This is a genomic window from Neobacillus sp. OS1-2 (genome assembly GCF_030915505.1).
Lineage (GTDB): Bacteria > Bacillota > Bacilli > Bacillales > Cytobacillaceae > Neobacillus.
This window is the reverse complement of sequence record NZ_CP133265.1, coordinates 1,657,347-1,682,655: the sequence shown is the minus strand read 5'-3', so window position 1 is coordinate 1,682,655 and position 25,309 is coordinate 1,657,347. Positions and strand designations below refer to the sequence as shown.

Genomic DNA, 25,309 nt, shown 5'->3' with positions numbered 1-25,309 from the left:
TCCGGAATCCTCAATCGATTTCGGATTGTTATTTTTAGAAGGGAGGTTGTTGGTTTGCTGCTGATCCATTTATTAATGATTGTGGTGCTCATTGTGTTAACCGGTTTCTTTGTGGCGATTGAATTTGCGATTGTGAAGGTGCGGACATCGCGGATTGACCAGCTGATTACGGAGGGAAAGGAGAACGCTATTGCGGCAAAACAGGTGGTAACACACCTCGATGAATATTTATCCGCAACCCAGCTTGGTATCACGGTGACCGCGCTGGGACTCGGTTGGCTCGGGGAACCGACGGTCGAAAGGCTGTTTCATCCATTCATGACAGTACTGGGAATGAATGATGCTGTGACACAAATTGTCTCTTTTGTCCTTGCCTTCGCCCTTGTTACCTTTATCCATGTAGTCGCAGGGGAATTGGCGCCGAAAACCGTGGCGATTCAAAAAGCAGAAACGATCACGCTGCTGTTTGCGAAACCGATCATTCTTTTTTATAAAATCATGTATCCGTTTATTTGGGCATTAAATAATACAGCCCGTATGCTCGTTGGCCTGTTTGGATTAAAGTCGGCGTCCGAAAACGAATTAGCGCACTCGGAGGAGGAGCTGCGAATACTCCTGTCAGAAAGCCTTCACAGCGGGGAAATTAACCAAAATGAATGGAATTACGTCAACAATATTTTTGAATTTGATGAGCGGGTCGCAAAAGAAATTATGGTGCCGCGTACAGAAATGGTATGTCTCTCGGTTGAAGATTCGATAGGTGACGTCGTGGAAACGATGAGGACGGAAAAGTTTACACGCTATCCGGTGATGGAGAGCGATAAGGATCATATTATTGGTGTAATGAACGTGAAAATGTTTTTTACCTCCAAACTGATGAATAAGAGTATCTATAAAAATTGGAAAATAAAATCCTACATCCAGCCCGTTATTCGTGTCATTGAAACGATTCCGATTCACGATTTGCTAATCCGGATGCAAATGGAGCGGACCCATATGGCCATTCTGCTTGATGAATATGGCGGTACATCTGGGATAGTAACGGTCGAAGATATTTTAGAAGAAATCGTGGGCGAGGTGCGCGATGAATTTGATGCTGATGAGGTTCCCGAGATCCGCAAGGTTTCCGTGAATGGATCTGGGACTGGAGCGGCGGGAAATCACTATATTGTAGATGCTAAAGTGCCTATTTCAGAGGTCAACGAGCTGCTAGGAACACATTTAACTGCTGAAGATGTCGATACGATTGGCGGCTGGTACTTGACGCAAAATAATGTGACCGAGCTGTGTGCTGCGGTGGATGCAGAAGGTTATTCGTTCCATGTCCATGAGGCAGATGGCTATCATATTATGTATTTGGAGATTAGCAAGAATTGAGACAAGCTTCGGGATGAGGCTTGTTTCTAAGCTGATGTCTCCTTATTGAGTTACAAAAAAACACATAACCACTTTCGTGTCATGCGTTTTTAAAAAAAGGTGTATTTGTTTATTTCCGCCAAAAGTTCATAAATTCTGCTTTATCCTGAATATTAAATTCAATGATATTCTCAAGCAATTCGTAATTTACCGGCTTATTCCACGGAATTCGAAACAAGCCTTTGGTAGAGCTGTAGCCAGCCTGGGTAATGTCGTCGGCAAAGTGCGTAATGCCTGCTTCTTCGGGTGAAACGCTCAAATGCTGCTTCGCTGTGGAAAAACCGATAATAAATGTGCCATGATCGGAAAACATCGGGGTATTCCACTTGATTTGAGGTTCCAAATTTGGGAATTTACTAGCAACCCACACCAAAATTTCCTCTGTTCGATTGCGGTGGTCAGGGTTATCGATACCAGCTACATAGTTCGCGAAAACTTCCATGTCTTCCTCCTTTGGTAAAATGCAATTATCGTCAAAAAATGAAATGATCAGCTTTATCTTAATAGTAAATGAATTGGTACACTCAAGCAATCTGTAAATATATTTTGCAAGGTGCCAGTTTTTTTCGCACCACATATTATAGTTTTTCCTCCATCAGCTGAATATCGTGCGCAAACAATGCTAAAATGGCCTTTTCCACACCAAACAACAATAGCTGATCGCCTTCCTGGATGGTAGTATCATAGATATTTTTGATAATCCTTACCTTGCCGCGTTGGATAAACAAAACGATAATTTCGAGTTCAACATGATTAACCAGCACCCCACTCAACGTTCGATTGGCAAGCTCTGAATCTTGATAAATATGTAAATTAAGCAGCGTATCTTCTTTATTTTTCAAAAAAACATCCCTAATGGGCAGATCGGCAAGTTCAATTTTCCGCGACAATTTACCCGCGAAAACGCGTGCTAATAATCGCTGAACGCTGTCCAGTTTCAAAAGGCCAAAAACAGCCACGGTAGCGGCAGCCGCCAATAAAATTTCCTTCGTCCGTAATCCGCTTGAGAGAAACTGGCTAATCGAGGAAATAATCACAGCAAGGGAAAGGGCGCCAAACAGAATCAGAAAGCTGCCTAACCGCCGGCGAATCGGATGCCCCAGAATCAGCTCCGACTCCGCCGTCGTAAAGCCTGTCCCGGTCATCATCGAAATAACTTGGAAACGGGAAACCTCCACTTTAAGGCCAGTTAACCGAAAGAGAATCACAAAAATTTCGATAACAGCCCAAACAATCACCGAATAAATCAATAAAAAGAGCAGCATCATTCACCTCTTACCAAAAATAGTTGGAGCATGAGCGCCCCAACCATCACTGAACTTTACCTTATTAAAAGAGTCACACCATCACTGCATTTTCTCATTATAAAATTGAACGGAATAGCCCGCGCCCTCACTGACCATGTTGTTATCCTCTAAATCATGCGGGTGGGGATGGCCGCCTTTCTTAATCGGAAGCTCCTCGCTTTTTTCAAAAACGGTCGGTTTTACTTTGCGTTTTATGTCCCGTAGAAAACTTCCCGCCTTGATACGATTCGGTTTATTGGACAACCACATGGCTGCCGATGCGCCAACTCCTACAGCAAGTAAGGTGCTTGTATTTAAAACTCGTTTCATCATAATCCCTCCTTATCACCATAAATACCCCAGCGACCCTATCATCAAACCTATTTTTTCATGTTTGATATCTGCTCAATTCGGGGATGTACAAGGTAAAAAGGGGAGAGTTAATTGGAACAATTAATCGGTGAAAACAAATGGAAATACTTGCAGTTGCACCAGAATGAAATGGATCGCATCAAACAAGCGATTGAGCAGGATGATTGTACGAACGGCTGGCTGGAGCAGGTTCAGGAGAATAAAACGAATTGTTTGCGGGTGGGCTGCTTAGAGAATGGGGAAAAGGTGATAAAGGGGTCGCTGATTTATAAACAACATTTTGCCAGGGAGCGGGATAATAAAATATTTCATTTTTATCTGACGACCGATAAGCTGGTGACGATTAATCTTGAGATGGATTCGCGAGAGCCTTTATGGCAGTTGGAGAGGGCGAAAAATGCCGTAGATGGCTTTTTACTGCTTCTTGGCGAGCTGATGAATGAGATGTTAGTAGAGATTGATCAGTTTGAGAAGGCGCTGAAAACGCTGATTTGGAGTGTGCGCAAGCGCAATGAAACGGGGATTCTTGAGCTTGTTTATAAGCGCAGGCATGAATTATTGGTGTGCAAGAATCTCCTGATTCCGATCAACGAAGTCCAAATGGCGATTGAGGAAATCAATCTTCATGGCGACGGCAGCGAAGAGATTTTTTTCGCTACGGGCAAGCGGATGGAGCGGGCGATGGTGCTACTGAACGAATATGAACATGAACTCGATTCGATTATCAATTTAGAGGAGGTCATTTCTTCCCATCGCGGAAATGAAATTATGAAAACCTTGACGGTGATGACGACGATCTTTACCCCGGTTATGGCCTTTGGAGCATTATGGGGGATGAATTTCAAGCATATGCCTGAGCTCGAATGGCGCTATGGCTATGGGTTCTCGATTATTCTCATCATCATCTCCACACTCCTCCTCTATGGCTATTTAAAAATCAAAGGCTGGACAGGCGACCTGCTAAAAGGGAAAAAGAAAGGGTCGTTCTTTAAGTAGGTGAGGCAGGGGACGGATCTTGCGCTTCAAAGAATGAAGCGCAAGATCCGTCCCCTGCTTCAGATTTCCATTAATTACAAAAATTTCTTGAACAAAGATAACTACTATGTTATATTTAAACTAACTTGTATTACAAAATAGTTGGCTGGCATCTTTTTTTTACTCATCTATGTTGCATAACAAGGTAGTTTTTTGAAAGGGAGGAAACAATTTGTCTTCAAGTCAATTACTAAAGGGAATTTTAGAGGGCTGTCTCCTATCTGTTATTGCAAAAGGGGAAACGTATGGATATGAGATGATGGAAAAATTATATGCTTATGGGCTTACGATGGTAAGTGAAGGAAGTATTTATCCATTATTGCTTCGTATGAAAAAGGAAGGACTTGTTACGACGACTCAAAAAGAACTTCCTTCGGGAGGCCCAAAGCGAAAATACTATTCTTTAACAATAAAAGGAAGAGAAGAACTAGAAGAGTTTAAGGGGCGGTGGAGTGCGATCTCAACTAGTGTAAATAAATTATTGGTAGAGGAAGGGGAGCTTTTATGAAACTATCAAAAGAAAGCCGCGAGTTTTTGGAGAATTTAAGGCTTTATTTATTCTCAAAAGGTAAACAGGAAAAAGAGATAGAAGAAATAATAGGTGAATTAGAAGATCATTTACACGAGGCTGAAAAGAATGGGAAAAGTGTAGAAGATATCATTGGCATGACACAAAAAAAGTACATGGGGCAAGTAGCAAATGAGATGTCTATTGATGGTAAGGGCTTGTTGAAATATATACTGATCATAATCATAGGTGCATTTTCCTATATTTTATTGGGAGATGCCATACGGGGAGAATTAGAATACTCATTACTTGCGTTGATTGGGTATCCAGTTATCTTCCTATTTATATTGTTACTAATATCGATACTATTTAAATATGTAGCAAGCCACAAAATATCCAAAATGAAAGAATGGTTCCTATTTGGGATGGCTGGTTCCATTCCTGTGGCCTTATTTATTGGTTTACTCTTTTTAGAACGGTATGTTGAAACACCAACTATTCAGTTTGGTGCTATAGGGAATACTGTTGCGATTGTTTTTTCAATTGGTGTATTCATTGGAATATCTCTCTGGAGCAAAACGTGGATTTCTATTATTCTCCCGATCATCTTATTTTTACCAGAAATTTTTATCAGTAAAACGAACCTTCCGGAGAGCACAAAGTTAATTTTGACTAGCACTATTATTCTGATTTGTATGGGGAGCTATTTTCTTACTCTAATGCAAAAAGAGAAGGGTAAAAATAAACATTAATCCTATTTTAGAGGCCAGAGGGGTGATTCTGGTAGAGGCTTAATCTGTCACTATAAAAATAGGGTATAAGAACCATTTGTGATTCTGTACCCTATTTACAATGTTTTTTACCATGTTGCTACCGATAAGATAAGGGGACTCTCTATTTCCCTGAAAGTACTGTTTTTATGTTATTCACACCATTATGTTCCAAAACTTATATAAAAATAGAAATTGTGAGAAAACTAGTATCGTGTATACCATACCATATCCCCATTTCAACTTTTGAGAAATATCCTCTTTTAGTATACCCACCGTACCTTCTTCCACTTTCAATGTAAGGACTAGTTGCTCACCGCTCTGCACAGTTTCAATCAACGATAGTCTCCTAATGTCCAACTTTCCAGCTTCAATTCTTCCTATCATCCCCACTTGAGGAAAGAATACTTGAACCATCTCCATTTTATACTCCGCAATTTTTTCAGGTTTGAATGGCAGTTCTACTCTCTTCCTCTTTCTGGGGATTGGAACACCATTATTTAAAAATAATGACGTATTCACAATCAATTTCCTCGTAAAAAATGCTCCCTCTGCTTCATCTTTCCTATTGAACCAGGTTTCGATGAGCAGTAGTAAATAAATAATACAGATTGTCAGACTTTTGAAGTAAACTCCTACACCAAAGCCACAAAGAATAAAGAGTCCAAATAGGAATCCCTGAATGTTTGGACTGCGATAAGTAATTGCCTTTAGGACTCAATAACCATCCATTGGATAAAGTGGGAATGAATTAACTAAATTCACTAATATGAACAAGAGAGCTGCTGAGCTCAGCCAATCTGTTGCTAATTGTTGTCCAAATAAAAAGAAAATAATACCGCTTATGCCTCCAATAATGGGTCCTCCGATACTGATAAATGCCCTTTTCTCCAGTGAAGGTTTCGTATTTTTAGTTATTACAAAAGCTCCTAAAAAGGGAATAAAAGTAGGTGCGGTAACGTGCAGACCTCTGTATTTGGCTGCCAGAACATGCCCTATTTCATGAATAAAGATGAGTAAAATAAGTATGGAAGAAAACTTCCAGGGATAAAGGAGGGTATAAGACCAAAAGGAAATAAACATCGTTGTAAAAGTAGTCCCAATTTCCCCCCACTTAAGCCAAATCAAGAACGGCTTTGATTTAACCAATAAACTTATCATTGTGGCAATGACAGCTAAATAGATGGTATAGATCCTTTTTTTTGTTAATTCCACGTCCTAACTCCTTTTAATTTGATAATTTGAAATGGATGCCCCCAGGGGAAGCAGTGAGGCAGGGGACGGATCTTGCGCTTCAAAGAATGAAGCGCAAGATCCGTCCCCTGCTTTACACTGAATTTAGATGACGAGTATGTGAAAAACGATAGGAATAATGATAAATAATAAGGTTAATAGGATCGATTTCCCATTAGTTTGTCGCAGATCATGCTTGAGGAAAAGGAAAAGGAGAACTCCCTCCCATAAAACAAAAATATTGGCATAAGTTGCAATCTGATGAAGCCATGTCCCTTGATGATAGACGTCTTGAATGCCTGTATACATTTTGTAACTAGTAGTCCAGATCTCATGAATAATAGAAGGAAATGAGATAAAGGAGACCAGTAATATCGATTTTTTATAATCCATGGTGATTCGAAAAATGTATTTTAACACGATGAAATAGATAAAAGCGGTAATAAAAAGACCGATGAAAGCAACTAATACATCACTACCCGTAACAAATGCAGGATTAACAGTCAGCTTAAACAGAAAGTCATTCGATTCCGTTGTTGGTTTTTCTAAGTAAAAGACTAGAATGGATCGGATGAAGGTGAGCAAACCAAACACAAGAAGCGTAATATTTAGTTGCTGCCGAAACGGGTATTGAAGGAATTTGGCCGGTTTAATAAATAAATGACCGGTTTTTAAAAGAGGGTGTTGATGATTAAGGTTTTCCATGATACTCCCTGCTTATTTTGGCATTTTTTGAAACATCGATCCAGCACAAAAGGCAGGAGAAAACGAGTAAGACAATCCCGTTTTTCCCACCAGCATTGCTGTAGATCATGGTAAGGTATAAACTAAACGGCCTTTAAGGATTGGGAAATAATCGGAATAATTTGTGCCACTTGCTCCTTCTTAAACACAAACTTAAGCTTTTTATCATTGCGAAGCTGAATCAGGATTCCGCCATTTAATAAACCATTACTTTCCTCGCAGGAGGCCACATCTTTTAATTGAATCGATTCAAGAAGATCAATAGATGAATTGAGATGAAGTTTATAAACCAGTAATCGCTTATTCGTGACCCCCAGTACCGCAGGTGTATTGGATGAGGTTAGCCAGGATGCTTCATTAAAAACTTTCCAAAATAAACTTGCCGGAGCGGTTCGGCCTGAATAAGCGCCTAATAGCTTTTCGTCACTACCCAGTTGCTTTTTTATTTCACTTTCAAATTGTGCCATTTTGTTCATCCCCTTGAAAAAAGTAATTTCGTGATTATTTTCCTTTCCTTACCGTTTAGTTTTTTCACCACTTTATCTAAAGATTTTAGATAAAAGAGATAGCCTAAACCAGTTGATGCGATTAGAAAGGGAATAAATATTTGATTCTTATAGAAGTAGGTTAATACGGTAAAAACAGTTAGGACAAGGATTGAAATAACGGTATAGATTAAAATACTTTTAAAATTTACCGTGGCAAATAACGCGCCTCCACTGTCCGTCTCTTTAAGTGGAAACGTGACAGAAAGATAGTTACAGAGAGGAAGTAGGAAAAATAACGCCGGTATAATAAACAAAAACAGTTTACCAGCATTCAAAAACGTGGTACCTCCCATAATGGAAAAAATGGTTGAAAATAAGATGTACAAAAGAACAATGAATAATCCACTTACGATATTTTTGGCCAGAAAAACATCCCTTCTATTCACATTAGTCTGGAATATAGAAATCACGCCCTTTTGATCAAGCGAAAAACTATTAATACAAACCTGTACAGGGAATGCGATCAATAAATTGTAAAAGATTGAATTTTCCGCACCAACGTCATTGGAGAAAAAGGTCAAAGATAAAAGAAAACAATAAACAAAAACATGCTTTTTTGTCCGTAACATGAGGATGAAATCCTTCGCAATTAAGTACCGTAATGGTTTGTCAATAAAGACCAACCGTTTTATCAGAAATTCAAAGACGAAGGAAAAGTTGAGACTGAAGCCTTTGCCTGGTTTTAATCTGAAATCCATCGAATAGACAAGTTTGTATAACCCTGTTAATAGCAAAGCTGTTCCAATCAGGCCTAGGGTGTGACCGTAGCTTGGGTGTTCTAAGCTATAGAGTAAATAGTTCGGTAAAAACAACCTGAAGTAGGCAAAAGCCAAAATCAGAATCAGATATAGGCTAATAAAAAGGATGTATACTTTTTTGTTTATATACAGCTTGGTTCCCGCTACATTCAAGATTTCCGTTACTATCTGAATACAAAGGATATAGACTAGAAAATTAGCTAGTAAGGAAAAGGACATCGCAAATTTCATGGAAAGAATAATGAGACCAATAATATGGCAGGCAATGCTAGTAATATCAAGATTTCTATAAACTAATCGTAATAGCAATGCCTCATGAGACTTTACAGGAAATCTATTAATATAGTAGTAATTGAACTCATTTTTGACAAAATGACTTATGTATTGTGTGATGCTAAGGAAGAAGAGAAGGATGTAAAAATAAAGCTCCTCTCCACTCATCCAAGAGATGTTGGGCATAAAAGATAAAATGGCGATTCCTGTGATAAATAAGAGAAGGATAACGCAGCGTAAAAGTAACTTTACGATGGCGCCCGTTCTGATTTCATAGGAGATATTTACCCGATAATATAATTTCATTACTTCAATTAGCTTTCGCATCAGCAACCTCCTGATTACTGATGATGTCCACAAAGTATTGTTCCAAATTATTGCCATTCAGTTCATTGACATTCGACTTCAGAAGTACTTTCCCCTTATCAATAATGATAAAGTCATCACAGATTTCCTCAATAATTTGGAGAATATGGCTGGCAATCAGAATCGTACCGCCTTCTTCAATATAGGAACGAATCAGTTCTTTAATATTATGTGTGACGATGGCATCTACTGATTCAAATGGTTCATCTAAAAGTAATAAATCAGGAGAATGGATAATGGCGGCTGCAAAGGCAATCTTCTTTTTCATTCCTGTTGAATATTTTTCGATTAAGGTCTTATTGCTTAAATCTAATTGCAAGATATCAGCGATATACCGAATCCGTTCTTCTACCTTTTCTTCGGGCAGGTCGTACATGACACCGAGAAACGTTAAAAATTCGCGGGCCGTTAACTTCTCGTAGATCCCAATTTCATTAAAAAGGATCCCAATTTTTCCATGTTTTAATTGTGCATCATGGGAAATACTTTCCCCGTTAATAGATATTTCTCCTTCATTCTTATCCAATATCCCGGAAATGATTGAAAATAAAGTGGTTTTACCGGCACCGTTTGGACCTAAAACACCGAAGCATTTTCCTTTTTCAACATGGAAGGATATGGATTTGAGAACATCAAAATCGTCGTAACTTTTTGATAGATTTGTAATCTCTAAAATGACCTGGTTCATATGTTTAAAGCTTCCTTCCTAACAAGAGGTACCATGATTTAGCTCTCGAATATGCTTCATGATAAATAGAAATAGTTGGATATATGTAGATTTTAAGTAATTATAAGGGTCAAATTACTTTTAATGGAATATCATAAATTATAACAAGAAGAAATAATTTTATCCATTAATTTCATTAAATGAAAAGATTGGCAATGACCATTAATAGTAATGGAATTAGTAGTTTATACCTATTTACGTTTTGCTTAATCTGTAAAAGTGATTTGAAAATAAAGAACATATAGATGGATTGCATGATCAGTTTAACCACTTTTCCTGAGGACCCACTGACAATTTGGTTATCAAATATGGACAGCATACATAAGCATAATGTGCAAATCATCAATATAAGCTGATTATTAACAATGATATTAAGAATTTGTCTATACTCTAAATTGCCCCCTGAAAATAAGAGAATCCCCTTAATGACTAATCCCTCTATAAACCATTTGGACGTTAAAATAATCAGAAGGACGACCACCGATACAATGTAAGTCACGATAGAATGTTCCGTTTTAGAAAGGGAAAACGTATTAAAATTAACGAAGGATGCCATTAGGGACAAAATGAAAAAGTATAGGAACGACCTGCTAATCTTTAGTTCCTTTTCGTTTAGCCGATAAATGAAATTCATGAAGAACACTTGACCTCCAGATTATACGATTTTTTGAGTAACAAAATATTCTACAAGTGCTGCTAGAAAGGTTAAGAAGATCATAAGAATTAAATTATAGCTAATTTGTTCAAAATTCTTTCGATAATCTAAATCCTTCTTTCTTAAATAGTGAATAAGTAAGGTGAAACTTCTGAATCCAATTGCCCCCGCAATGAATAAGGCTGGAATTTCAAAGATCCCATGTGGGATGGTTAACAAAGCAAAAGTCTTGATACTTAAGCCCTGATGAATCCAAAGGGAATAAAGCATGCCTAAGCTATATGCTTGGTATAGTAAAGAAAAAAAGGTAATGAAACCCAATCCCAATGCAGTGCAAAGAAATACTTTGGAGTTGTTAATAAAAAAATCAAGGAAACTGTCAACCTTGAATTCTTTATAATCTGTTCCCTCCATATCCTTGATATCATCTTTCAATATTTCAGAGAAGCCAAAATAACTAATATAGAACACGACCAGAAAAATGATAATGGTTATAAGAAGGTATTTTTTATTTCCTCTAGTAAAAAAATATAAGAGGTTACTATACTTGATGGAATGTTTACTCATAGCAATCTCCTTAACATGAGCGATGGTCAAAAATGTGAAAACAAAATGGTTATAACAGGTCTAGGCATGAACATTCCTAGACCTGTAAAGATGGAATAGGGGGTTTATGTGGATACTGTTTTTAATTCGAGTGAACTTATGTAAAGCTCAAATTAAAAAAGAAAAATGATGAAAGAATTATAGCCAGCCGCCTAAGAAGCCAACTGCCGCACCTAATGGACCAGCAATCGCACCTAAGATGGATCCTTCTGCAGCTAAATAAGTTGCTAATGCTGTTACACCGGAAGTAATCAGGATTTGAGCAATTTTACCCGCGACTTTACCCCCAACGTAGCCTCCCAACCAAGAAACGAATTTGTTATACCCCATTGAATTAAGTTTATCTTTAAGTTTTCCTGCCACCCATTTTGCTAATTGCATTTGAATTCCTCCTCATACTTTTTGATTAAAATTTTGGAAATAACCCCCTATTTCGTCATAATCGTAGCAGGATTCCGAATTATCCGTCAATTATATTTTCAAAAAAATACCCATTTTGGTTAAATATGACTATTTATAGAATAAAATGTCACTTATCGCTACCTCTAGGCGAAAATAGCCATAAAATGTATTAAAATGGGCTTTTTACCCAAACAAAAGGGTAGAAATTAGCAGAATTTATTAGGAGGATTTACTTATTATTATGTAGCTAGCTACTATTATTTGAAAAAATGATAGGTATTTGGTCATATATTTTGGTTTTTTTATTAGGTTTTTAAAAAGCTTTGTCTTGGAATTAGGTGTTTACAAACATCAGGAATTGTATAATTATAGGGATATATGAAAAATATCCCAGTAAGGAGGAAGTGTTCTTTGCAGGTAGAAAAAATACCTACGTCCAAGAGGAAGAAGTGGATTGTGATTGGGCTGATTGCTTCAATTGTGACCATCGCAGCAATTAATATTACAGTCATGCAAAATAAGAAAAATAGCAGTAAGGAAGATTGGGAGTTTGTTAGTGTAACAGAGAAAGAAATAAGTAATACAAAATTAGTTTCAGGACAAGTTGTACCAGGAAAGGTGGAGGCATTGTACGCGGATCCGTCAAAAGGGAAGGTCAAGGAGCTTTTTGTAAAAGAAGGACAGGAAGTGAAACAAGGGGATAAACTCTTTTCCTACGATAACTCCGACATGACGATTCAGGAAAAACAATTGGAACTAGATAAAAAGTCGACAAATCTTCGCGTTAAACAGGGAAATGAAAAGATGGCTTCTTTAAAGAAAGACATCCAAAAGGCAAAGGTTGAGGGAGCGGCTGCAGATGTTTTAGCACCTTTAGAGGCACAGCTCCAAGATTTACAATACGAGCAGCAATCCATAAATCTTGAAATGGAGAAAAATAAGCTCGCAGCAGAACAATTGAAAACGAAGCAGGAGGAGTTAATTGTCTATAGCAGTGCCTCCGGAATTGTGCAGAAGGTGGACACGGAGATAGGGGAAAATCTAACGGGGGCCACTGGTGGTCAAGGGGATCCAATCATGCAAATTGCTTCCAAGGATCCATTCCGAATCGAGGGGACATTAACGGAACTGCAAAAGGCACAAATTCTGCCCGATCAACCCATCCTAATCACCTCAAAAGCCGTTTCGAACAAAACATGGAAGGGGAAGATTACCGAGGTAAGTGAGTATCCTGTATCTAGTGAATTGGGACAGGGGCTATCGGGTGCAGCAGGGAACCAAACGCAGAACATTTCCTATTACAACTTTAAAGCGGCATTGGAAACGCAAGAGGACTTATCACCTGGTTACCACGTTTCCATTCAGGTGGAACTCACCCGAAAAAGAATGCTGGCCATCCCACGTAGTTCTATCATCGAAAAAGAGGATTCTAAGTTTGTCTATGTGGTAAATCGCAATAAGGTACATAAGAAAACACTCACGATAGGGATCGGTGATGGGGAATGGACGGAAGTGCTTGAAGGCTTGAAGGCGGGTGAAAAGGTCGTTAATAATCCTTCCGACCGTCTTTATGACGGAATGGAAGTGAAAGGAAAATGATCAGCTTACAGCACATCAGTAAGATATACAAACAAGGAATGCTTGAGGTACCAGTGCTTCACGATATCAATATGGAGATAGAAGCCGGTGAATTTGTTTCGATAATGGGCCCATCGGGATCGGGAAAATCAACATTGATGAATATTATCGGCTGCCTGGATCGAAAAGCAACGGGAGAATATCTGTTAAATGACAGGAATGTACTTCAAACAGATGATACGAGATTATCACTGATTCGCAATCAATACATAGGGTTTGTATTCCAGCACTTTCATCTTCTTCCCAGATTAACAGCGCTGGAGAATGTAGAATTGCCGCTTGTATATGGGGGAATTCGCAGAAAGGAGCAAAGGGAACGAGCCGTTGATGCACTTGTCAAGGTAGGTTTGGCCGATCGGATGGACCATTTGCCGAATCAACTTTCCGGTGGTCAGAAACAGCGGGTGGCGATCGCACGTGCGATCGCTAATCGTCCGTCCTTCATTCTAGCAGATGAACCGACAGGGGCGCTTGATACGAAATCGGGGGAACAAGTGATGGACATATTTACTCAGCTGAATAATGAAGGGGCAACGATTATCGTGGTTACACATGAGGAGGAAGTCGCTGCCTATACATCACGGCATATTCTACTAAGGGATGGCCGTATTATCATGGATAGGAGGGGAGCGTTCTCATGAGTTTAATGGAAAGTATGAAAATTGCCCTTTCCTCCATTCTCGCTCATAAGCTCCGTTCCGCACTTACCATGCTAGGCATAATCATTGGTGTTGGATCCATTATTACGGTAGTAGCGATCGGACAAGGCGGGGAAGCAGCGCTGAAATCCCAGTTTGCGGGTTCTGGAAATAATACTATCGAAATTACTTTTACACCGGATAATGTTGATTTTTCAACCCTGTCCTTCAGCGAAGAACCGACATTTACACAGGAGAATCTCCTCCAGCTTAGGGATATTCCTGAGATATCTCATGTGATTACGACAAACGATACCATGGAAACCCTAACAGAAAATGATAAGAACATTGGTACGCAAATCTATGGAATCACAAATGATTATTTTGCGGTGAATTCGCTAAAGGTGACAAAAGGGAGAATGCTTAATGAAGTGGATTTTTCCCAATCCAATAATGTCATGATGATCAACGAAAAGGCAGCAAAGGATTTTTTTGAAAACAGGAAGGCAGTCGGAAAAATTCTTGAAATAAAGGGGCAGCCTTTTCAAGTCATTGGGGTGTACAAATCTTCAGACGGATTTCTGGGATTGGGGATGCCTGAAATGCTCATCCCTCTATCGATCTGGCCGGCCTTATATGGAACAGACGATATCCAGTCAGTGACACTTCAAGCAAAGGATATCAGCACCCTTGAAATGGCCGGACAAAAGGCAGTGAATCTGCTTAATGATACAAAATCGCCCGATTTGGAAGGGAAGTATGAAGTATTTAATTTAGAGGAAATTCAAAAGGGGATTTCTCAGGTAACCAATATTATGACCATGATTATTAGCGGCATCGCCGGTATTTCCTTGCTTGTCGGCGGGATTGGGGTGATGAATATTATGCTCGTCTCGGTTACGGAAAGAACAAGAGAAATTGGGATCCGCAAAGCGCTCGGGGCGACAAGAGGAAAAATTCTATTGCAATTTTTAATAGAAGCGATGATGCTGACCCTCCTGGGTGGAATAATTGGGATAGGACTCGGGGTTGGTGGGGCGTATCTTGTCTCTACCTTTGCCAAATGGCCGCCACTCGTTTCCGGTAAAGTGGTAATTGGCGGTGTATTGTTTTCCATGACACTGGGCATTATTTTCGGTTTAATGCCGGCCAATAAAGCGGCAAAGCTCGATCCAATTGATGCATTAAGATATGAATAGAGAGGAAGAGATCCATAGATGGAAACAGTAGTGAAGGAAAAGGTTGTAAACGTAGAAAAACCGTCTATTTTTGGTATGATTGCGGCGCCAACCCTTCAGTTTGAACGAATGAAAGAAAAAGCACCAATTGCCTTACCACTGATCATCATGCTTATCCTTACGGGGATCACGGGGGCTATCGTTGCGTACGTAGGGTTAAATAATCCGATTTTCAACGACTTACCAACACCCATCGAAATCCCTGCGGCCTTTACAGTAGGAATGGGGACTGTTGGGGCAGTAATCGGCGGGGTTGCCAGGTTCTTTATCGTCGCCGCCTTCTATAAACTGTGCATGGTCTTCATGGGCAACGATACTCCCTATATGAAACTATTTGCCGTCGTCCTTTATTCCTCCCTGATAATGTCAGTCGGCGTCCTCATTAATGGTTTGATTTCATTGGCAGTTGGCGGATACGAAGTCTACTACACCAGCATAGCGCCACTAATGGGAGACAATCAAATGCTCAAGTTGATTGCTTCTAATTTTGATATCTTTCATATTTGGTATTATGTGGTGTTAGGGATGGGCTTAAGGGTAGTTGCGGGGTTATCTAAAGGTAAAGTCATTACCCTCGTCGTCATTATCTTCCTGCTGGGAGTTGCCTTAAGTTCATTAGGGGGACTTGTCCCAACTCTTGGTGCATAAACCTATATCGGGATGTGGTAACTCGGCGGTAGCTTAGCAGGCTATTGACCGAGTTTTCCTCTATTAACTACCAAAATGTAAACAGCAGCCCCTCTGAAAGGGCTGCTGCTTTATTGCTGTGGATCCTGCGTTTTATTCCGCTCTTCCTTCAGCTCCGTGCCGGTTTTGGCCTTCTTCATTTGCTTGCCGAGTTCTTTTACTTCATCTAGATTCTGAGCCATTGAACTATTGTTGTTGGAATTGATCTTGTCCTGCATACTTTTTTTCATCGTACCTACTCTCCTTTTAAGGTTACATACCCTCTTTTTAAAAAATAAAACCTAGTTGGCAGTACAGCACGATCATAAAAGGATAACAAACAACAACTCCCAGAGACACATGTCTCTGGGAGTTGTTGGATCATAACAGGCCCCCGAGCGTAAGGCGATGCCGTCTGCGATACGTTCACACGCAATCTAGTAACCGCCTCCGTAGGACTCTCCAATTAATGGGTTTCAATATAATGGACAACATCTCCGACCGTTTGAAGCTTCGCAGCGACTTTGTCACTAATTTCGATGGAGAATTCATCTTCAATTTCCATTGTCAGGTTCACCATATCTAGCGAATCCGCTTCAAAATCATCTTTGAAAGATGCTTCCGATTTAATATTCTCCATTTTGACACCCAGTTGGTCTGCAATAATCGGCCTTAACTTTTCAAATGTGGTCATGGGACACCCTCCTCGTATTATCTAACCACCATTATAACAGCCGAATTCAGAACACAAAATAGATAATAATATCCAATGAACAGTAGGGAACCAAAGATGGAAACAGGAGCGGGGGTTTAGTTTTTTTTAATAGAGTAACTAAATAAGACCTAGTTTTGTTGAGTAATGGTGGCTTGGTTAATCGGTTTATGCGGGCGACTAGCCTGTTTTGATATAATAGAAGAAATATTTTTAAAAAAAAGAGGTTTACGGCTTCGGTCTTGCGGGTATGTACAAATTAAAAGTGTAAGGGTGTGATGAAATGAATTTGAAGATAGATAAACGGCAGGAGGAACAAGAAATTGTGGTGTTTGTCAGCGGGGAGATTGATGCGTTTACGGCACCGAAGCTGAGGGAGGAATTATTGCCGCTTGCGGAGGGGACGAATCCATTCATAACGGTCAATCTTAAAGATGTATCCTATTTAGATAGCACGGGGCTGGGTGTCTTTGTTGGACTGTTTAAGCAGTTGAAGAATAATGGCGGTGAATTAAGATTGGTGGAGTTATCGGAGCGGCTGAAGCGTTTGTTCCAAATTACGGGGTTGAGTCACATAATGAATATTTCTGAGGGTGGGGGAAGATGAGCAAAGTGATGGATTATATTGAAATGAAGATTCCGGCAAAGCCCGATTATGTTGGGGTCATCCGTTTGACGTTATCGGGAATTGCCAGCCGCATGGGATATACATATGAGGAAATTGAGGATATGAAAATTGCCGTCAGTGAGGCGTGCACGAATGCTGTCCAGCATGCTTACCATAAGGACGAGGGTGGCGAGGTGATCATCGGCTTCGGAATTTATCAGGATAAGGTAGAAATCGTTGTGGCTGATAGCGGCAAAAGCTTTAATTTTTACCAAACAAAAGAAGAATTAGGCCCTTATACGGAAACTAGTACGGTGGACCAGCTTTCTGAGGGAGGGTTAGGCTTATATTTGATAGAAACGCTGATGGACGAAGTCCGGGTGTTGAATCATTCCGGAGTGACAGTCTTCATGGTGAAGTACCGAAGTGGGGAGTGTGAAAACCATGACTCAACCATCTCAACCTGGGAGACGAACGAAGGAGGAAATTGATGCTTTGATTTTGGCATTCCAGCAGGACGAGGACTCGGAGGCGCAAACGGTACTGGTGGAACATTACCAGGCCCTGGTCGCTAGCCTTGCACGGAAATATTCGAAGGGGAAGAATTTCCACGAAGATATAATGCAGGTCGCGATGATTGGGTTGTTGTCGGCGATTAGACGATATGATCCCAGCATCGGAAGAGCGTTTGAATCTTATTTAATCCCAACCGTGATTGGGGAAATTAAGCGATTTTTACGGGATAAAACCTGGGGTGTCCATGTGCCAAGAAGGATCAAAGAAACGTGGCCGAAAATTAAAACGGTCGTGGACGAACTGACTAATCACTATCAACGATCCCCCATGATCCACGAGATCGCTGAGCATATGGAGATTTCTGAAGAGGAACTATTAGAGGCAATGGAAATGGGGAAAAGCTATCAGACTGCTTCTGTCGACCAAACGATTGAAATGGGATCTGAGGGGAGTACGGTGACAACCTTAGATATAGTAGGAACGCATGATGAAGGCTATGAACAGGTGGATCAAAGGCTATTGCTTGAGAGTGCGCTTCAGGTATTATCGGACAGAGAGAGGAACGTGATCCATCACACGTTTGTCGAGAATAAGAGTCAAAGGGAAACAGGCGAGTATCTGGGGATTTCACAGATGCATGTGTCACGACTGCAGAAAAAGGCGCTCGAAAAACTGCGGAAAGCACTCAAGGACAAAACCCCAGATGTGTTATTGCGGTAACAAGGTGAAGCAGGGGACGGTTCTTCCGTTTTAAATCATAAGAACCGTCCCCTGCTTCACTGCTTCATAAAAAGAGGAGGTGATAGCAGGATGGCTATGAAAATTGTGATTGTCGATGATAATAAGACGAATTTGATGATTGTGGAAAAGATTCTGTATAAGGCTGGTTATAAGCGATTGGTGTTGCTGTCATCGGCAATGGAGCTATATGATTATTTACAACTGGATGCACCCAATCCCGGTGAGAGTGATATTGATTTAATTCTGATGGATTTGATGATGCCGGAAGTGGATGGGATTGAGGCCTGCCGCACGGTTCTGGGGAATGAACGGTTTCACGATCTGCCGATTATTTTTGTGACAGCGATGGGGGATTCCAATAAGATGGCCGAGGCGATGGATGCGGGGGCGCTTGATTATGTGATGAAGCCGATTAATAAGGTCGAGTTGTTGGCGCGGATTCGCTCGGTGCTGCGGTTGAAGCAGGAGAAGGATTTGCGGAAGGAGCGGGACCTGAGGATTCAATATGAGCTGGATTTGGCCAAGCAGGTGCAGCTAAGTATGCTTCCGGGGCCGGTTCAAAAGGAAGATGTGACGATTTCGGCAGTCTACAAGCCTTCCTTTGAGCTTGCCGGTGACTTGTATGCCTGGTACCAGATTAGTCCGCATCGCTATGGTGTGATTTTACTCGATATGATGGGTCATGGGATTTCGTCATCGCTCGTGTGTATGTACATTTATTCAGCGCTAAAGGATTCGATTACTAGTTTATGTGATCCGGAAGCGGTGATGAGGGAACTGAACCGGCGGATGAATCAACTGCATAATGATACTTTGATCAATTATTATTTTACGGCGATATACTTTGTGCTTGATACCGAGGAGCAGTCGATTGAGTATGTGAATGCCGGGCACCCAGCGGGGATTGCGATGGTTGACGGGAAAGTGCAGATGATGGAGGAAGGCTGCTGTGCCTTGGGCTTTTTTGATGAAATTGAGGTGTGTAAGGGAGTTATTTCGTACACAGATAGGGCACAGATTTTACTGTATACGGATGGCTTGTCGGAATGGCTGGAGGAGGAGTATGAGGATGCGAGTGTTAAGCTGACGAGCTGCATGAAAGAGGATGGCATGGACGATCCAGCAGCGCTGCTTCAGCGCTTGCAGCCTGGACGCGAACTTATGAATCCTCAGAAGGATGATATTTGTTTGGTGATGATTGCGACGAAGTGATGGGGGGAGAGGGGTGTGGCGGATGGTGGCGCTTCAATCGGCGAAAGCCCCACCAATTCGTGCGAGTTTCCAGCAGGAGACAGTCCCACAGTTAGTTAAGCAAGAAGGGCGCCCCAGTTTCATCAAATGCATGCGTATAGTCAAACGCAAAAGGAGTCGATCCATGCTGCATATAGTAGTTATATCGCTTGGAAGCCTCCTCCCAGGATACGTCCTTCACCGTTTCTGTCCACCACACCACATAGTTTGGTTGTTTTTCTTGAGGCGGATCCATCCACCTGTTTCTGTCCCGTAAAGCTTGCTTATGTTTACCTGAGTAGGTAAAACGGTATAAAGACTGAAGGCTTTCCCATACCGTTAGTGTCAGAATCGGTGAACCCTCCCCATTAACCGCTTCCTTAGGGAAGGATAATCCATCATGAGTAAACTCTTTTATCAGCCGTCCTGACATGGATGCCTGCCGCATGATTTTATATCCCACTTCAAAAAACTCACGAGAGGCTGGATGTTCATAAGGTTGTCTTAGCCTACCAACCGTATAGATCGCAACAAAGGCCATCATAATCTCCCCATTTACACTTTTTACCTACGTATATTCTAGAAAAGCAGGTCTCATTCCAGGTGAACAAGGAATGGATGGATAAGACCAATTCTAATTAAAAGCTTATAGATATATATATATAATGATAATCAATAAAGAAGGGAGCAAAATGATGGATATTATTCTCCCATTTATACTATTGTTTGTGCCGGTTTTATTGGTGTTTGGGATCATTGAATATGTCTCTTACAGAAAGTGGACTTCCGTTTTGATCACTTTTAATGATGAAGACTATTTTAGAGCAATCGGTAAACTTAATCAGGTGGGAATTAAATATAGGACGAAATCTATTTTCAATCAAACCTCAACCCCCATGTTCGGAGGGAACCGCCAAATGCAATATGAAATCTTTGTTAAAGAACAAGATGTTCCTATAGCTTTTCAAAAATTGAATTCGAATTAAAGGGAGGATCAACCTTACCAAAGGTCGCATTTGGCTCACAATCAGCTGATAGGAACCATTTTTTGTTGGGAATCGATGAAAAAGGTAACGTAGACAGGCTCTATGTACCCGTTTGGCGGGAAATCGATGAAAAAGGTAACGTAGACAGGTTCTATGTGCCCGTTTAATGAGAATCTATTAAAAAGCTACGCAACACAAGGTGCCAGCACGCCCGCTGGCACCCAGTAAACTCCTCGTTACTCTGCCAAATACGCCTCAAGCATCCATCTATGCTTCTCCAACGATGTCCGAATCGCAATGAACAAATCGGCGGTTGGCTGATCATCGTTGTCTTCGGCTGCCGTGATTCCTTCTGTAAGTTCCGTGCAAATAGTGTCAAAGTCATCGGCCAGGGTACGCACCATCTCATGCGCACTTTCACCACCGCTAGCCTCCTCAAGCGAAGTCAGCCCCAATTGCTCTTTTAAAGTAGCTGTTGGTAACGCCCCAACCGCCAGCATTCGTTCCGCGATCGTATCAAGATGTAACCCAGCCTCCGCGTACAATTCCCCGAACTTTACATGCAGCTTGAAGAAATTCTCGCCTTTTACATACCAATGATAATGATGCAGTTTCATATAAAGAACCGAGAAATTTGCCACCTGCTTGTCGAGTACTTCTGCTGATAAAACTTTTTCTTTTGTTTTGGCCATTTTACCTACCTCCATTTCGTTGATACTCCTTTTGTACCCGTCCCCGAACCGGTTGAAACCCCCAAATTTATTTTTCAAAAAGTAGGTTTTAAGAAAAAGTGAAATGGGTAATTAGTAGGTAAAAGTGTGTGCTTTATTCAAAGATGAACACGGTATGGTAGAATAAGGTATATTTCGATAGACGAATGATTGCGGGGGCGATGACGATCAAAGGGTGGAAATACAACATTCATGCGAAAATTATTACGGGTTATGTAACAATATTGGTCTGCTTGGTGCTGTCCTTGCTAATCGTGATTAATAGAATGACAGCTTTGCAGAATGAGGTCAATTTCATATCCAAACATGATATTGAAGTCCACGACCTGGCGAATCAGATTCAAAAAAATATTCTCGATATGGAAACAGGGATGAGGGGATTTGTGATTACGGGCGATGAGGAGTATCTCGAACCTTATCATCTGGCGAGCCGGAGCTGGCTGGACAATTACAATAAACTGCATTCCATGTTGACGGATAACGGCAAACAGCAGCGGAATTTGGAGGAAATAAAACCGCTGCTGCTGACCTGGATGGAAAAGTCCGGGGAATATGTCGTCAATCAAAAAAGGGCGAACAACACAGCGGCATTGGATGAGCATTTCAATAAAAACACTGGAAAGAAAATGATCGATCAGCTGCGTACGCAATTGGATTCATTTCTTGCCAATGAGAAGCAATTGACGGCCGATCGGATTAGCCAGCTCAATCAAAACAATACAAATTTAAAAATAACCCTGTATGCGATTATCATTTTGGTGACGGTGATTACGATTGCCACAGCCTTTTTCCTGTCAAATTCCATTGTGCGAACGATTAAACAAGTGATTAAGACGATTAAAAGTATTACTGACGCAGATTCAAAGGTGGATCTGACAACAAGGATCAAAGTAAGCACGCGTGATGAGACCTGGGAGCTGGCGGAGGCGATGAACAGCCTCCTCAGCAATCTCGAGAAACAGAGCTGGGTGCAGAAAAGTATGACGGATATTTCTACGATGTATCAAGGGATGACCGATATTACCGAACTGTCGCAGGCATTCGTGACGAAGCTTGCTCCGCTGCTTCAAGCAACTTACGGGGTGGTCTATCTTCGCCGGAGTCAAGGCACAGTGGTGGATTACGTCAAAGTGGCGGGCTACGCGATTGCAGAGGACGGACAGGCCGCGGCAAGCTTTCGTTTGGGTGAAGGGCTGATTGGTCAAGCAGCCCTTGATAAGCGACTGTTTCTGATTGACCAGCTGCCGGAGGAGCATTTTAAAGTGACTTCGGGCTTAGGGGTTTCCTCGCCAACAAACTTATTAATTGCCCCGATTATGTTTGAGGACAGGGTCGAAGCGGTGGTTGAATTCGCCGCGCTGCAGCCATTTCTTGCGCAGCATCTGACACTGCTCGACATGCTTCAAGATAAGTTTGGCTCGGTGATTTCCAGTGTGAACGGGCGGATGGAAGTGGAGCGGCTGCTCGGGGAATCACAAATTTTAACGGAGGAATTGCAGGCGCAATCGGAAGAGCTCCAGGCCCAATCGGAAGAATTGCAAATGCAGCAGGAACAGCTCAAGGTGACCAATGACTTTTTAGAAGAACAGAAGCAATATGCCGAACAACGGGCATTTGATTTGAAAATAGCGAAGGACGAACTTGAGGAGTATTCACGGAAACTGCAAATGAGTTCACAATACAAAACAGATTTCCTTGCAAACATGTCGCATGAGCTGCGGACGCCATTGAATAGCATTCTGATTCTGTCGCAAATGCTGATGGAGAGTAATTCAGAAATGGACGCCGCGGAAGTGAGTGAGTACGCCCGCGTTGTCCATACCTCTGGCGGGGATTTACTGCGCTTGATTGATGATATCCTTGATTTATCAAAGATTGAAGCGGGAAAAATTGAAGTGGTCACAGATGAAGTGAATGTGACAGAAATACCACAGATGATGCGGAATCTGTTCGACCCAGTCGCGGCGAATAAGAATGTAGGGTTTGACGTGTCGATCGACCCGGATGTCCCTGCGGTCATTTCGACGGACGGTCATCGCTTGCAGCAAATTTTGAAAAATTTATTGTCGAATGCGTTTAAATTTACAGAACGAGGCTCGGTCAGCTTGAGAATGGGCATGGCTGCTTCTGAAAAAGTGCCCGGAATTCAAGGAGCAGAAGGGGTACTGGCGATTTCAGTTGCCGATACCGGAATCGGGATTCCGCCCGAAAAGCAGCAAATCATTTTCGAGGCCTTTCAACAGGTGGACGGCACCACGAACAGGCAATATGGCGGGACGGGGCTGGGATTATCGATCTGCCGCGAATTTACCAAGCTGCTCGGCGGTGCCCTCCACGTTCAAAGTGAACCGGATAAAGGAAGTACGTTTACGTTATATATCCCGTGCAAACTGGAGTCTGAGTACTATGGTCGTGTGGACGATTATAAACTGGCCCTGGAGGAAGTGGCTGCAGATGTGAGCGTCATAAATGAGGAAGAAGCCCCCGTGAGCGAACAAATTGTCATCCAAAGCTCGGAGGATTTACTTTTTAAAGGAAAAAAAGTACTTCTGGTTGAAGACGATGGCCGCAATGTATACTCGCTGGTGACGGCGCTTGAAAGAAAAGGCGTTGTTGTAGAAGTGGCGGAAAACGGGAAGCATGCTATTGAAATGCTGCGGCAACAAGCGGATTTCGACTTGATCTTTATGGATATTATGATGCCGGTGATGGGCGGGTATGAGGCGATGCAGGTCATCCGCCACGACCTCGGGCTGCAGTCCCTGCCGATTATTGCCTTGACCGCGAAGGCCATGAAGGGCGAACGCGACAAATGTATGGAAGCAGGAGCATCTGATTATATAATGAAGCCTTTAAATATTGACCAGCTTTTCTCGTTAATGCGGGTGTGGCTGACGGAGCAGGTGGATCCGCGATGAAAACACAGACCGAACTAGTTACCGAAACAGAAGCACCGCCGCTGAATGAACTTCAGGAAATCGAAATCAATTTGCTGCTCGAGGGCCTGTATCAGAAGTATGGCTACGACTTCCGCGGGTATGTGCGGGCGTCGCTCTGCAGAAGAATTTTGAATCGGATGAAGGCGGAAAGGTTGCCGACGATCACGGCTTTGTTGGAAAAAGTGCTCCATGAACAGGGGTATTTGGAGCGATTATTAAATGATTTGTCGATCCGGATGACGGAAATGTATCGTGACCCGGACTTCTTTGCGGCCTTTCGCAACGAGGTCGTGCCGCTGTTAAGAGAGCTGCCGGAAATTCGGATTTGGCATGCCGGCTGTGCGACCGGCGAGGAGGTCTATTCGATGGCGATCCTCATTCAGGAAGAGGGTCTGGCGGATAAGACGACCATCTATGCGACCGATATGAACGAAATGGCCTTGGCTGCTGCGCAAAAGGGGGCCTTTCCTTTAAAGAAAATGCAGCAATATACGAAGAATTATTTGAAAGCCGGTGGCAGCAAGGCTTTTTCCGAGTACTATACAACCGACCATCAATTTGCTTATTTTCAGCCTAGTTTGGCAGAGAAGCTTATTTTTGCTCAGCATAACTTGGTGACGGATGGATCATTCAATGAATTTCATGTGATTCTTTGCCGCAATGTCATGATTTATTTTGACCATGGGTTGCAGCAGCAGGTTCATCGTTTGATGTACAACAGCCTGGCTGCCGGCGGTTTCATCGGGCTTGGCAGTAAAGAGTCAATCTTGTTTATGCCAAAAGGGATCCACTATGAAGAATTTAATCTGCATGAGCGGATTTATCGAAAAATGTAGAAAGTGCCTGCCCCCCGATGCGTTAATATGCTAACGCATCGGGGGGCAGATCCGTTATGTTAGTAAATCGTAAGGGACGTCTTCCCTTGAATTCTCCAAAAGGGTTATTTATGTATGAAATACCCATCATGT

Annotated in this window: 31 protein-coding genes; 15 read left to right on the top strand and 16 right to left on the bottom strand. The window is 41.7% G+C overall.

All coding sequences use genetic code 11. The features are described 5' to 3' along the window. Nucleotides 1-54: 54 nt before the first annotated feature. Nucleotides 55-1,377 (top strand): hemolysin family protein, encoded by a 1,323-nt coding sequence (locus RCG19_RS08240; RefSeq protein ID WP_308110468.1) that lies wholly within the window; start codon nucleotides 55-57, stop codon nucleotides 1,375-1,377. 109 nt (nucleotides 1,378-1,486) lie between these two features. Here the strand turns inward: RCG19_RS08240 and RCG19_RS08235 are convergent, their stop codons facing one another. From RCG19_RS08235 to RCG19_RS08225, 3 genes are all read right to left on the bottom strand, one after another. After that, a complete protein-coding gene (locus RCG19_RS08235; protein WP_308110467.1) occupies nucleotides 1,487-1,858 on the bottom strand; it encodes an iron chaperone in 372 nt (123 codons plus the stop codon). 136 nt (nucleotides 1,859-1,994) lie between these two features. Beyond that, nucleotides 1,995-2,681: a TrkA C-terminal domain-containing protein gene (locus tag RCG19_RS08230; protein ID WP_308110466.1), complete on the bottom strand. Its 687-nt coding sequence runs from the start codon at nucleotides 2,679-2,681 to the stop codon at nucleotides 1,995-1,997. An 81-nt stretch (nucleotides 2,682-2,762) separates the two neighbouring features. Then, nucleotides 2,763-3,032 (bottom strand): hypothetical protein, encoded by a 270-nt coding sequence (locus tag RCG19_RS08225; protein ID WP_308110465.1) that lies wholly within the window; start codon nucleotides 3,030-3,032, stop codon nucleotides 2,763-2,765. Nucleotides 3,033-3,146: 114 nt separating this feature from the next. On the opposite strand from RCG19_RS08225, the gene RCG19_RS08220 reads away from it, so the two are divergent. The 3 genes from RCG19_RS08220 to RCG19_RS08210 all read left to right on the top strand — a co-directional run bounded on the left by RCG19_RS08220 (nucleotide 3,147) and on the right by RCG19_RS08210 (nucleotide 5,369). Then, a complete protein-coding gene (locus tag RCG19_RS08220; RefSeq protein WP_308110464.1) occupies nucleotides 3,147-4,070 on the top strand; it encodes a magnesium transporter CorA family protein in 924 nt (307 codons plus the stop codon). 211 nt (nucleotides 4,071-4,281) lie between these two features. Then, a complete protein-coding gene (locus tag RCG19_RS08215) occupies nucleotides 4,282-4,617 on the top strand; it encodes a PadR family transcriptional regulator (RefSeq protein ID WP_308110463.1) in 336 nt (111 codons plus the stop codon). Continuing rightward, nucleotides 4,614-5,369, top strand: a complete 756-nt coding sequence (locus RCG19_RS08210; protein WP_308110462.1) for an HAAS domain-containing protein — start codon at nucleotides 4,614-4,616, stop codon at nucleotides 5,367-5,369. Before RCG19_RS08215 ends, RCG19_RS08210 begins: the two co-directional genes overlap by 4 nt. A gap of 174 nt (nucleotides 5,370-5,543) precedes the next feature. On the opposite strand, the gene RCG19_RS08205 is transcribed toward RCG19_RS08210, so the two are convergent. The 9 genes from RCG19_RS08205 to RCG19_RS08165 all read right to left on the bottom strand — a co-directional run bounded on the left by RCG19_RS08205 (nucleotide 5,544) and on the right by RCG19_RS08165 (nucleotide 11,678). After that, on the bottom strand, nucleotides 5,544-5,909 hold the full coding sequence (locus RCG19_RS08205; RefSeq protein ID WP_308110461.1) for a hypothetical protein: 366 nt from the start codon (nucleotides 5,907-5,909) through the stop codon (nucleotides 5,544-5,546). 195 nt (nucleotides 5,910-6,104) lie between these two features. Beyond that, the gene (locus tag RCG19_RS08200) at nucleotides 6,105-6,602 is read right to left on the bottom strand and encodes a site-2 protease family protein (RefSeq protein WP_308110460.1); all 498 of its coding nucleotides are present in this window, start codon (nucleotides 6,600-6,602) and stop codon (nucleotides 6,105-6,107) included. A gap of 123 nt (nucleotides 6,603-6,725) precedes the next feature. Beyond that, nucleotides 6,726-7,325, bottom strand: coding sequence for a hypothetical protein (locus RCG19_RS08195; protein ID WP_308110459.1), 600 nt, complete (start codon nucleotides 7,323-7,325; stop codon nucleotides 6,726-6,728). 122 nt (nucleotides 7,326-7,447) lie between these two features. After that, a complete protein-coding gene (locus tag RCG19_RS08190) occupies nucleotides 7,448-7,831 on the bottom strand; it encodes a PH domain-containing protein (protein WP_308110458.1) in 384 nt (127 codons plus the stop codon). A 5-nt stretch (nucleotides 7,832-7,836) separates the two neighbouring features. Next, nucleotides 7,837-9,270 carry a hypothetical protein gene (locus RCG19_RS08185; protein WP_308110457.1) on the bottom strand — a complete coding sequence of 478 codons (1,434 nt, stop codon included), beginning with the start codon at nucleotides 9,268-9,270 and terminating at the stop codon, nucleotides 7,837-7,839. Further along, on the bottom strand, nucleotides 9,254-9,997 hold the full coding sequence (locus RCG19_RS08180) for an ABC transporter ATP-binding protein (protein ID WP_308110456.1): 744 nt from the start codon (nucleotides 9,995-9,997) through the stop codon (nucleotides 9,254-9,256). The genes RCG19_RS08185 and RCG19_RS08180 overlap by 17 nt, the downstream gene beginning before the upstream one ends. Before the next feature lie 175 nt (nucleotides 9,998-10,172). Continuing rightward, nucleotides 10,173-10,670 (bottom strand): hypothetical protein, encoded by a 498-nt coding sequence (locus RCG19_RS08175; RefSeq protein ID WP_308110455.1) that lies wholly within the window; start codon nucleotides 10,668-10,670, stop codon nucleotides 10,173-10,175. 21 nt (nucleotides 10,671-10,691) lie between these two features. Then, nucleotides 10,692-11,258: a stage II sporulation protein M gene (locus RCG19_RS08170; protein ID WP_308110454.1), complete on the bottom strand. Its 567-nt coding sequence runs from the start codon at nucleotides 11,256-11,258 to the stop codon at nucleotides 10,692-10,694. A gap of 177 nt (nucleotides 11,259-11,435) precedes the next feature. Then, nucleotides 11,436-11,678 (bottom strand): hypothetical protein, encoded by a 243-nt coding sequence (locus tag RCG19_RS08165; protein WP_308110453.1) that lies wholly within the window; start codon nucleotides 11,676-11,678, stop codon nucleotides 11,436-11,438. A 432-nt stretch (nucleotides 11,679-12,110) separates the two neighbouring features. Here RCG19_RS08165 and RCG19_RS08160 point away from each other — a divergent pair, with 432 nt between their 5' ends. Genes RCG19_RS08160 through RCG19_RS08145 form a run of 4 tightly spaced genes read left to right on the top strand, consistent with a single transcriptional unit; the run spans nucleotide 12,111 to nucleotide 15,861 of the window. Then, nucleotides 12,111-13,298 carry an efflux RND transporter periplasmic adaptor subunit gene (locus RCG19_RS08160; RefSeq protein ID WP_308110452.1) on the top strand — a complete coding sequence of 396 codons (1,188 nt, stop codon included), beginning with the start codon at nucleotides 12,111-12,113 and terminating at the stop codon, nucleotides 13,296-13,298. Further along, complete coding sequence (locus tag RCG19_RS08155; protein ID WP_308110451.1) at nucleotides 13,295-13,978, top strand: ABC transporter ATP-binding protein; 684 nt, start codon at nucleotides 13,295-13,297, stop codon at nucleotides 13,976-13,978. Before RCG19_RS08160 ends, RCG19_RS08155 begins: the two co-directional genes overlap by 4 nt. Then, a complete protein-coding gene (locus RCG19_RS08150; RefSeq protein ID WP_308110450.1) occupies nucleotides 13,975-15,174 on the top strand; it encodes an ABC transporter permease in 1,200 nt (399 codons plus the stop codon). The genes RCG19_RS08155 and RCG19_RS08150 overlap by 4 nt, the downstream gene beginning before the upstream one ends. An 18-nt stretch (nucleotides 15,175-15,192) precedes the next feature. Next, nucleotides 15,193-15,861 carry a YknW family membrane protein gene (locus RCG19_RS08145; RefSeq protein ID WP_308110449.1) on the top strand — a complete coding sequence of 223 codons (669 nt, stop codon included), beginning with the start codon at nucleotides 15,193-15,195 and terminating at the stop codon, nucleotides 15,859-15,861. Nucleotides 15,862-15,971: 110 nt separating this feature from the next. On the opposite strand, the gene RCG19_RS08140 is transcribed toward RCG19_RS08145, so the two are convergent. Continuing rightward, nucleotides 15,972-16,130, bottom strand: a complete 159-nt coding sequence (locus RCG19_RS08140; protein ID WP_308110448.1) for a hypothetical protein — start codon at nucleotides 16,128-16,130, stop codon at nucleotides 15,972-15,974. A gap of 215 nt (nucleotides 16,131-16,345) precedes the next feature. Continuing rightward, nucleotides 16,346-16,573 carry an acyl carrier protein gene (gene acpP, locus RCG19_RS08135; protein WP_308110447.1) on the bottom strand — a complete coding sequence of 76 codons (228 nt, stop codon included), beginning with the start codon at nucleotides 16,571-16,573 and terminating at the stop codon, nucleotides 16,346-16,348. 301 nt (nucleotides 16,574-16,874) lie between these two features. On the opposite strand from acpP, the gene RCG19_RS08130 reads away from it, so the two are divergent. The 4 genes from RCG19_RS08130 (at nucleotide 16,875) to RCG19_RS08115 (ending at nucleotide 19,667) form a co-directional block, all read left to right on the top strand. Next, nucleotides 16,875-17,198 carry an anti-sigma factor antagonist gene (locus tag RCG19_RS08130; RefSeq protein ID WP_308110446.1) on the top strand — a complete coding sequence of 108 codons (324 nt, stop codon included), beginning with the start codon at nucleotides 16,875-16,877 and terminating at the stop codon, nucleotides 17,196-17,198. Next, on the top strand, nucleotides 17,195-17,689 hold the full coding sequence (gene rsbW / locus RCG19_RS08125; RefSeq protein ID WP_308110445.1) for an anti-sigma B factor RsbW: 495 nt from the start codon (nucleotides 17,195-17,197) through the stop codon (nucleotides 17,687-17,689). The genes RCG19_RS08130 and rsbW overlap by 4 nt, the downstream gene beginning before the upstream one ends. Then, complete coding sequence (gene sigB, locus RCG19_RS08120; protein ID WP_308110444.1) at nucleotides 17,643-18,434, top strand: RNA polymerase sigma factor SigB; 792 nt, start codon at nucleotides 17,643-17,645, stop codon at nucleotides 18,432-18,434. Before rsbW ends, sigB begins: the two co-directional genes overlap by 47 nt. Before the next feature lie 96 nt (nucleotides 18,435-18,530). Beyond that, nucleotides 18,531-19,667, top strand: a complete 1,137-nt coding sequence (locus RCG19_RS08115; protein ID WP_308110955.1) for a PP2C family protein-serine/threonine phosphatase — start codon at nucleotides 18,531-18,533, stop codon at nucleotides 19,665-19,667. A 91-nt stretch (nucleotides 19,668-19,758) separates the two neighbouring features. Here RCG19_RS08115 and RCG19_RS08110 read toward each other — a convergent pair whose 3' ends face one another. Next, nucleotides 19,759-20,229 (bottom strand): DUF3291 domain-containing protein, encoded by a 471-nt coding sequence (locus RCG19_RS08110; RefSeq protein ID WP_308110443.1) that lies wholly within the window; start codon nucleotides 20,227-20,229, stop codon nucleotides 19,759-19,761. 148 nt (nucleotides 20,230-20,377) lie between these two features. Here RCG19_RS08110 and RCG19_RS08105 point away from each other — a divergent pair, with 148 nt between their 5' ends. Continuing rightward, a complete protein-coding gene (locus RCG19_RS08105; protein ID WP_308110442.1) occupies nucleotides 20,378-20,671 on the top strand; it encodes a hypothetical protein in 294 nt (97 codons plus the stop codon). Nucleotides 20,672-20,907: 236 nt separating this feature from the next. Here the strand turns inward: RCG19_RS08105 and RCG19_RS08100 are convergent, their stop codons facing one another. Then, nucleotides 20,908-21,378 (bottom strand): Dps family protein, encoded by a 471-nt coding sequence (locus RCG19_RS08100; protein ID WP_374049586.1) that lies wholly within the window; start codon nucleotides 21,376-21,378, stop codon nucleotides 20,908-20,910. A gap of 185 nt (nucleotides 21,379-21,563) precedes the next feature. Between RCG19_RS08100 and RCG19_RS08095 the strand changes: the two genes are divergently transcribed. Both RCG19_RS08095 and RCG19_RS08090 read left to right on the top strand, forming a co-directional pair. Then, complete coding sequence (locus RCG19_RS08095; RefSeq protein WP_308110441.1) at nucleotides 21,564-24,320, top strand: CHASE3 domain-containing protein; 2,757 nt, start codon at nucleotides 21,564-21,566, stop codon at nucleotides 24,318-24,320. Continuing rightward, a complete protein-coding gene (locus RCG19_RS08090) occupies nucleotides 24,317-25,177 on the top strand; it encodes a CheR family methyltransferase (protein ID WP_308110440.1) in 861 nt (286 codons plus the stop codon). The genes RCG19_RS08095 and RCG19_RS08090 overlap by 4 nt, the downstream gene beginning before the upstream one ends. Nucleotides 25,178-25,309: the final 132 nt, after the last annotated feature.

What these genes read in the sequence shown, in the direction of transcription:
- rsbW (WP_308110445.1), top strand. Translation starts at nt 17,195, where the DNA reads ATGAGCAAAGTGATGGATTATATTGAAATGAAGATTCCGGCAAAGCCC.
- acpP (WP_308110447.1), bottom strand. Translation starts at nt 16,573, where the DNA reads ATGACCACATTTGAAAAGTTAAGGCCGATTATTGCAGACCAACTGGGT.
- RCG19_RS08225 (WP_308110465.1), bottom strand. Translation starts at nt 3,032, where the DNA reads ATGAAACGAGTTTTAAATACAAGCACCTTACTTGCTGTAGGAGTTGGC.
- RCG19_RS08180 (WP_308110456.1), bottom strand. Translation starts at nt 9,997, where the DNA reads ATGAACCAGGTCATTTTAGAGATTACAAATCTATCAAAAAGTTACGAC.
- RCG19_RS08170 (WP_308110454.1), bottom strand. Translation starts at nt 11,258, where the DNA reads ATGAGTAAACATTCCATCAAGTATAGTAACCTCTTATATTTTTTTACT.
- RCG19_RS08155 (WP_308110451.1), top strand. Translation starts at nt 13,295, where the DNA reads ATGATCAGCTTACAGCACATCAGTAAGATATACAAACAAGGAATGCTT.
- RCG19_RS08130 (WP_308110446.1), top strand. Translation starts at nt 16,875, where the DNA reads ATGAATTTGAAGATAGATAAACGGCAGGAGGAACAAGAAATTGTGGTG.
- RCG19_RS08095 (WP_308110441.1), top strand. Translation starts at nt 21,564, where the DNA reads ATGACGATCAAAGGGTGGAAATACAACATTCATGCGAAAATTATTACG.
- RCG19_RS08175 (WP_308110455.1), bottom strand. Translation starts at nt 10,670, where the DNA reads ATGAATTTCATTTATCGGCTAAACGAAAAGGAACTAAAGATTAGCAGG.
- RCG19_RS08165 (WP_308110453.1), bottom strand. Translation starts at nt 11,678, where the DNA reads ATGCAATTAGCAAAATGGGTGGCAGGAAAACTTAAAGATAAACTTAAT.
- RCG19_RS08105 (WP_308110442.1), top strand. Translation starts at nt 20,378, where the DNA reads ATGATGGATATTATTCTCCCATTTATACTATTGTTTGTGCCGGTTTTA.
- RCG19_RS08140 (WP_308110448.1), bottom strand. Translation starts at nt 16,130, where the DNA reads ATGAAAAAAAGTATGCAGGACAAGATCAATTCCAACAACAATAGTTCA.
- RCG19_RS08210 (WP_308110462.1), top strand. Translation starts at nt 4,614, where the DNA reads ATGAAACTATCAAAAGAAAGCCGCGAGTTTTTGGAGAATTTAAGGCTT.
- RCG19_RS08115 (WP_308110955.1), top strand. Translation starts at nt 18,531, where the DNA reads ATGAAAATTGTGATTGTCGATGATAATAAGACGAATTTGATGATTGTG.
- RCG19_RS08190 (WP_308110458.1), bottom strand. Translation starts at nt 7,831, where the DNA reads ATGGCACAATTTGAAAGTGAAATAAAAAAGCAACTGGGTAGTGACGAA.
- RCG19_RS08090 (WP_308110440.1), top strand. Translation starts at nt 24,317, where the DNA reads ATGAAAACACAGACCGAACTAGTTACCGAAACAGAAGCACCGCCGCTG.
- RCG19_RS08230 (WP_308110466.1), bottom strand. Translation starts at nt 2,681, where the DNA reads ATGCTGCTCTTTTTATTGATTTATTCGGTGATTGTTTGGGCTGTTATC.
- RCG19_RS08145 (WP_308110449.1), top strand. Translation starts at nt 15,193, where the DNA reads ATGGAAACAGTAGTGAAGGAAAAGGTTGTAAACGTAGAAAAACCGTCT.
- RCG19_RS08195 (WP_308110459.1), bottom strand. Translation starts at nt 7,325, where the DNA reads ATGGAAAACCTTAATCATCAACACCCTCTTTTAAAAACCGGTCATTTA.
- RCG19_RS08100 (WP_374049586.1), bottom strand. Translation starts at nt 21,378, where the DNA reads ATGGAGGTAGGTAAAATGGCCAAAACAAAAGAAAAAGTTTTATCAGCA.
- RCG19_RS08185 (WP_308110457.1), bottom strand. Translation starts at nt 9,270, where the DNA reads ATGCGAAAGCTAATTGAAGTAATGAAATTATATTATCGGGTAAATATC.
- RCG19_RS08235 (WP_308110467.1), bottom strand. Translation starts at nt 1,858, where the DNA reads ATGGAAGTTTTCGCGAACTATGTAGCTGGTATCGATAACCCTGACCAC.
- sigB (WP_308110444.1), top strand. Translation starts at nt 17,643, where the DNA reads ATGACTCAACCATCTCAACCTGGGAGACGAACGAAGGAGGAAATTGAT.
- RCG19_RS08150 (WP_308110450.1), top strand. Translation starts at nt 13,975, where the DNA reads ATGAGTTTAATGGAAAGTATGAAAATTGCCCTTTCCTCCATTCTCGCT.
- RCG19_RS08110 (WP_308110443.1), bottom strand. Translation starts at nt 20,229, where the DNA reads ATGATGGCCTTTGTTGCGATCTATACGGTTGGTAGGCTAAGACAACCT.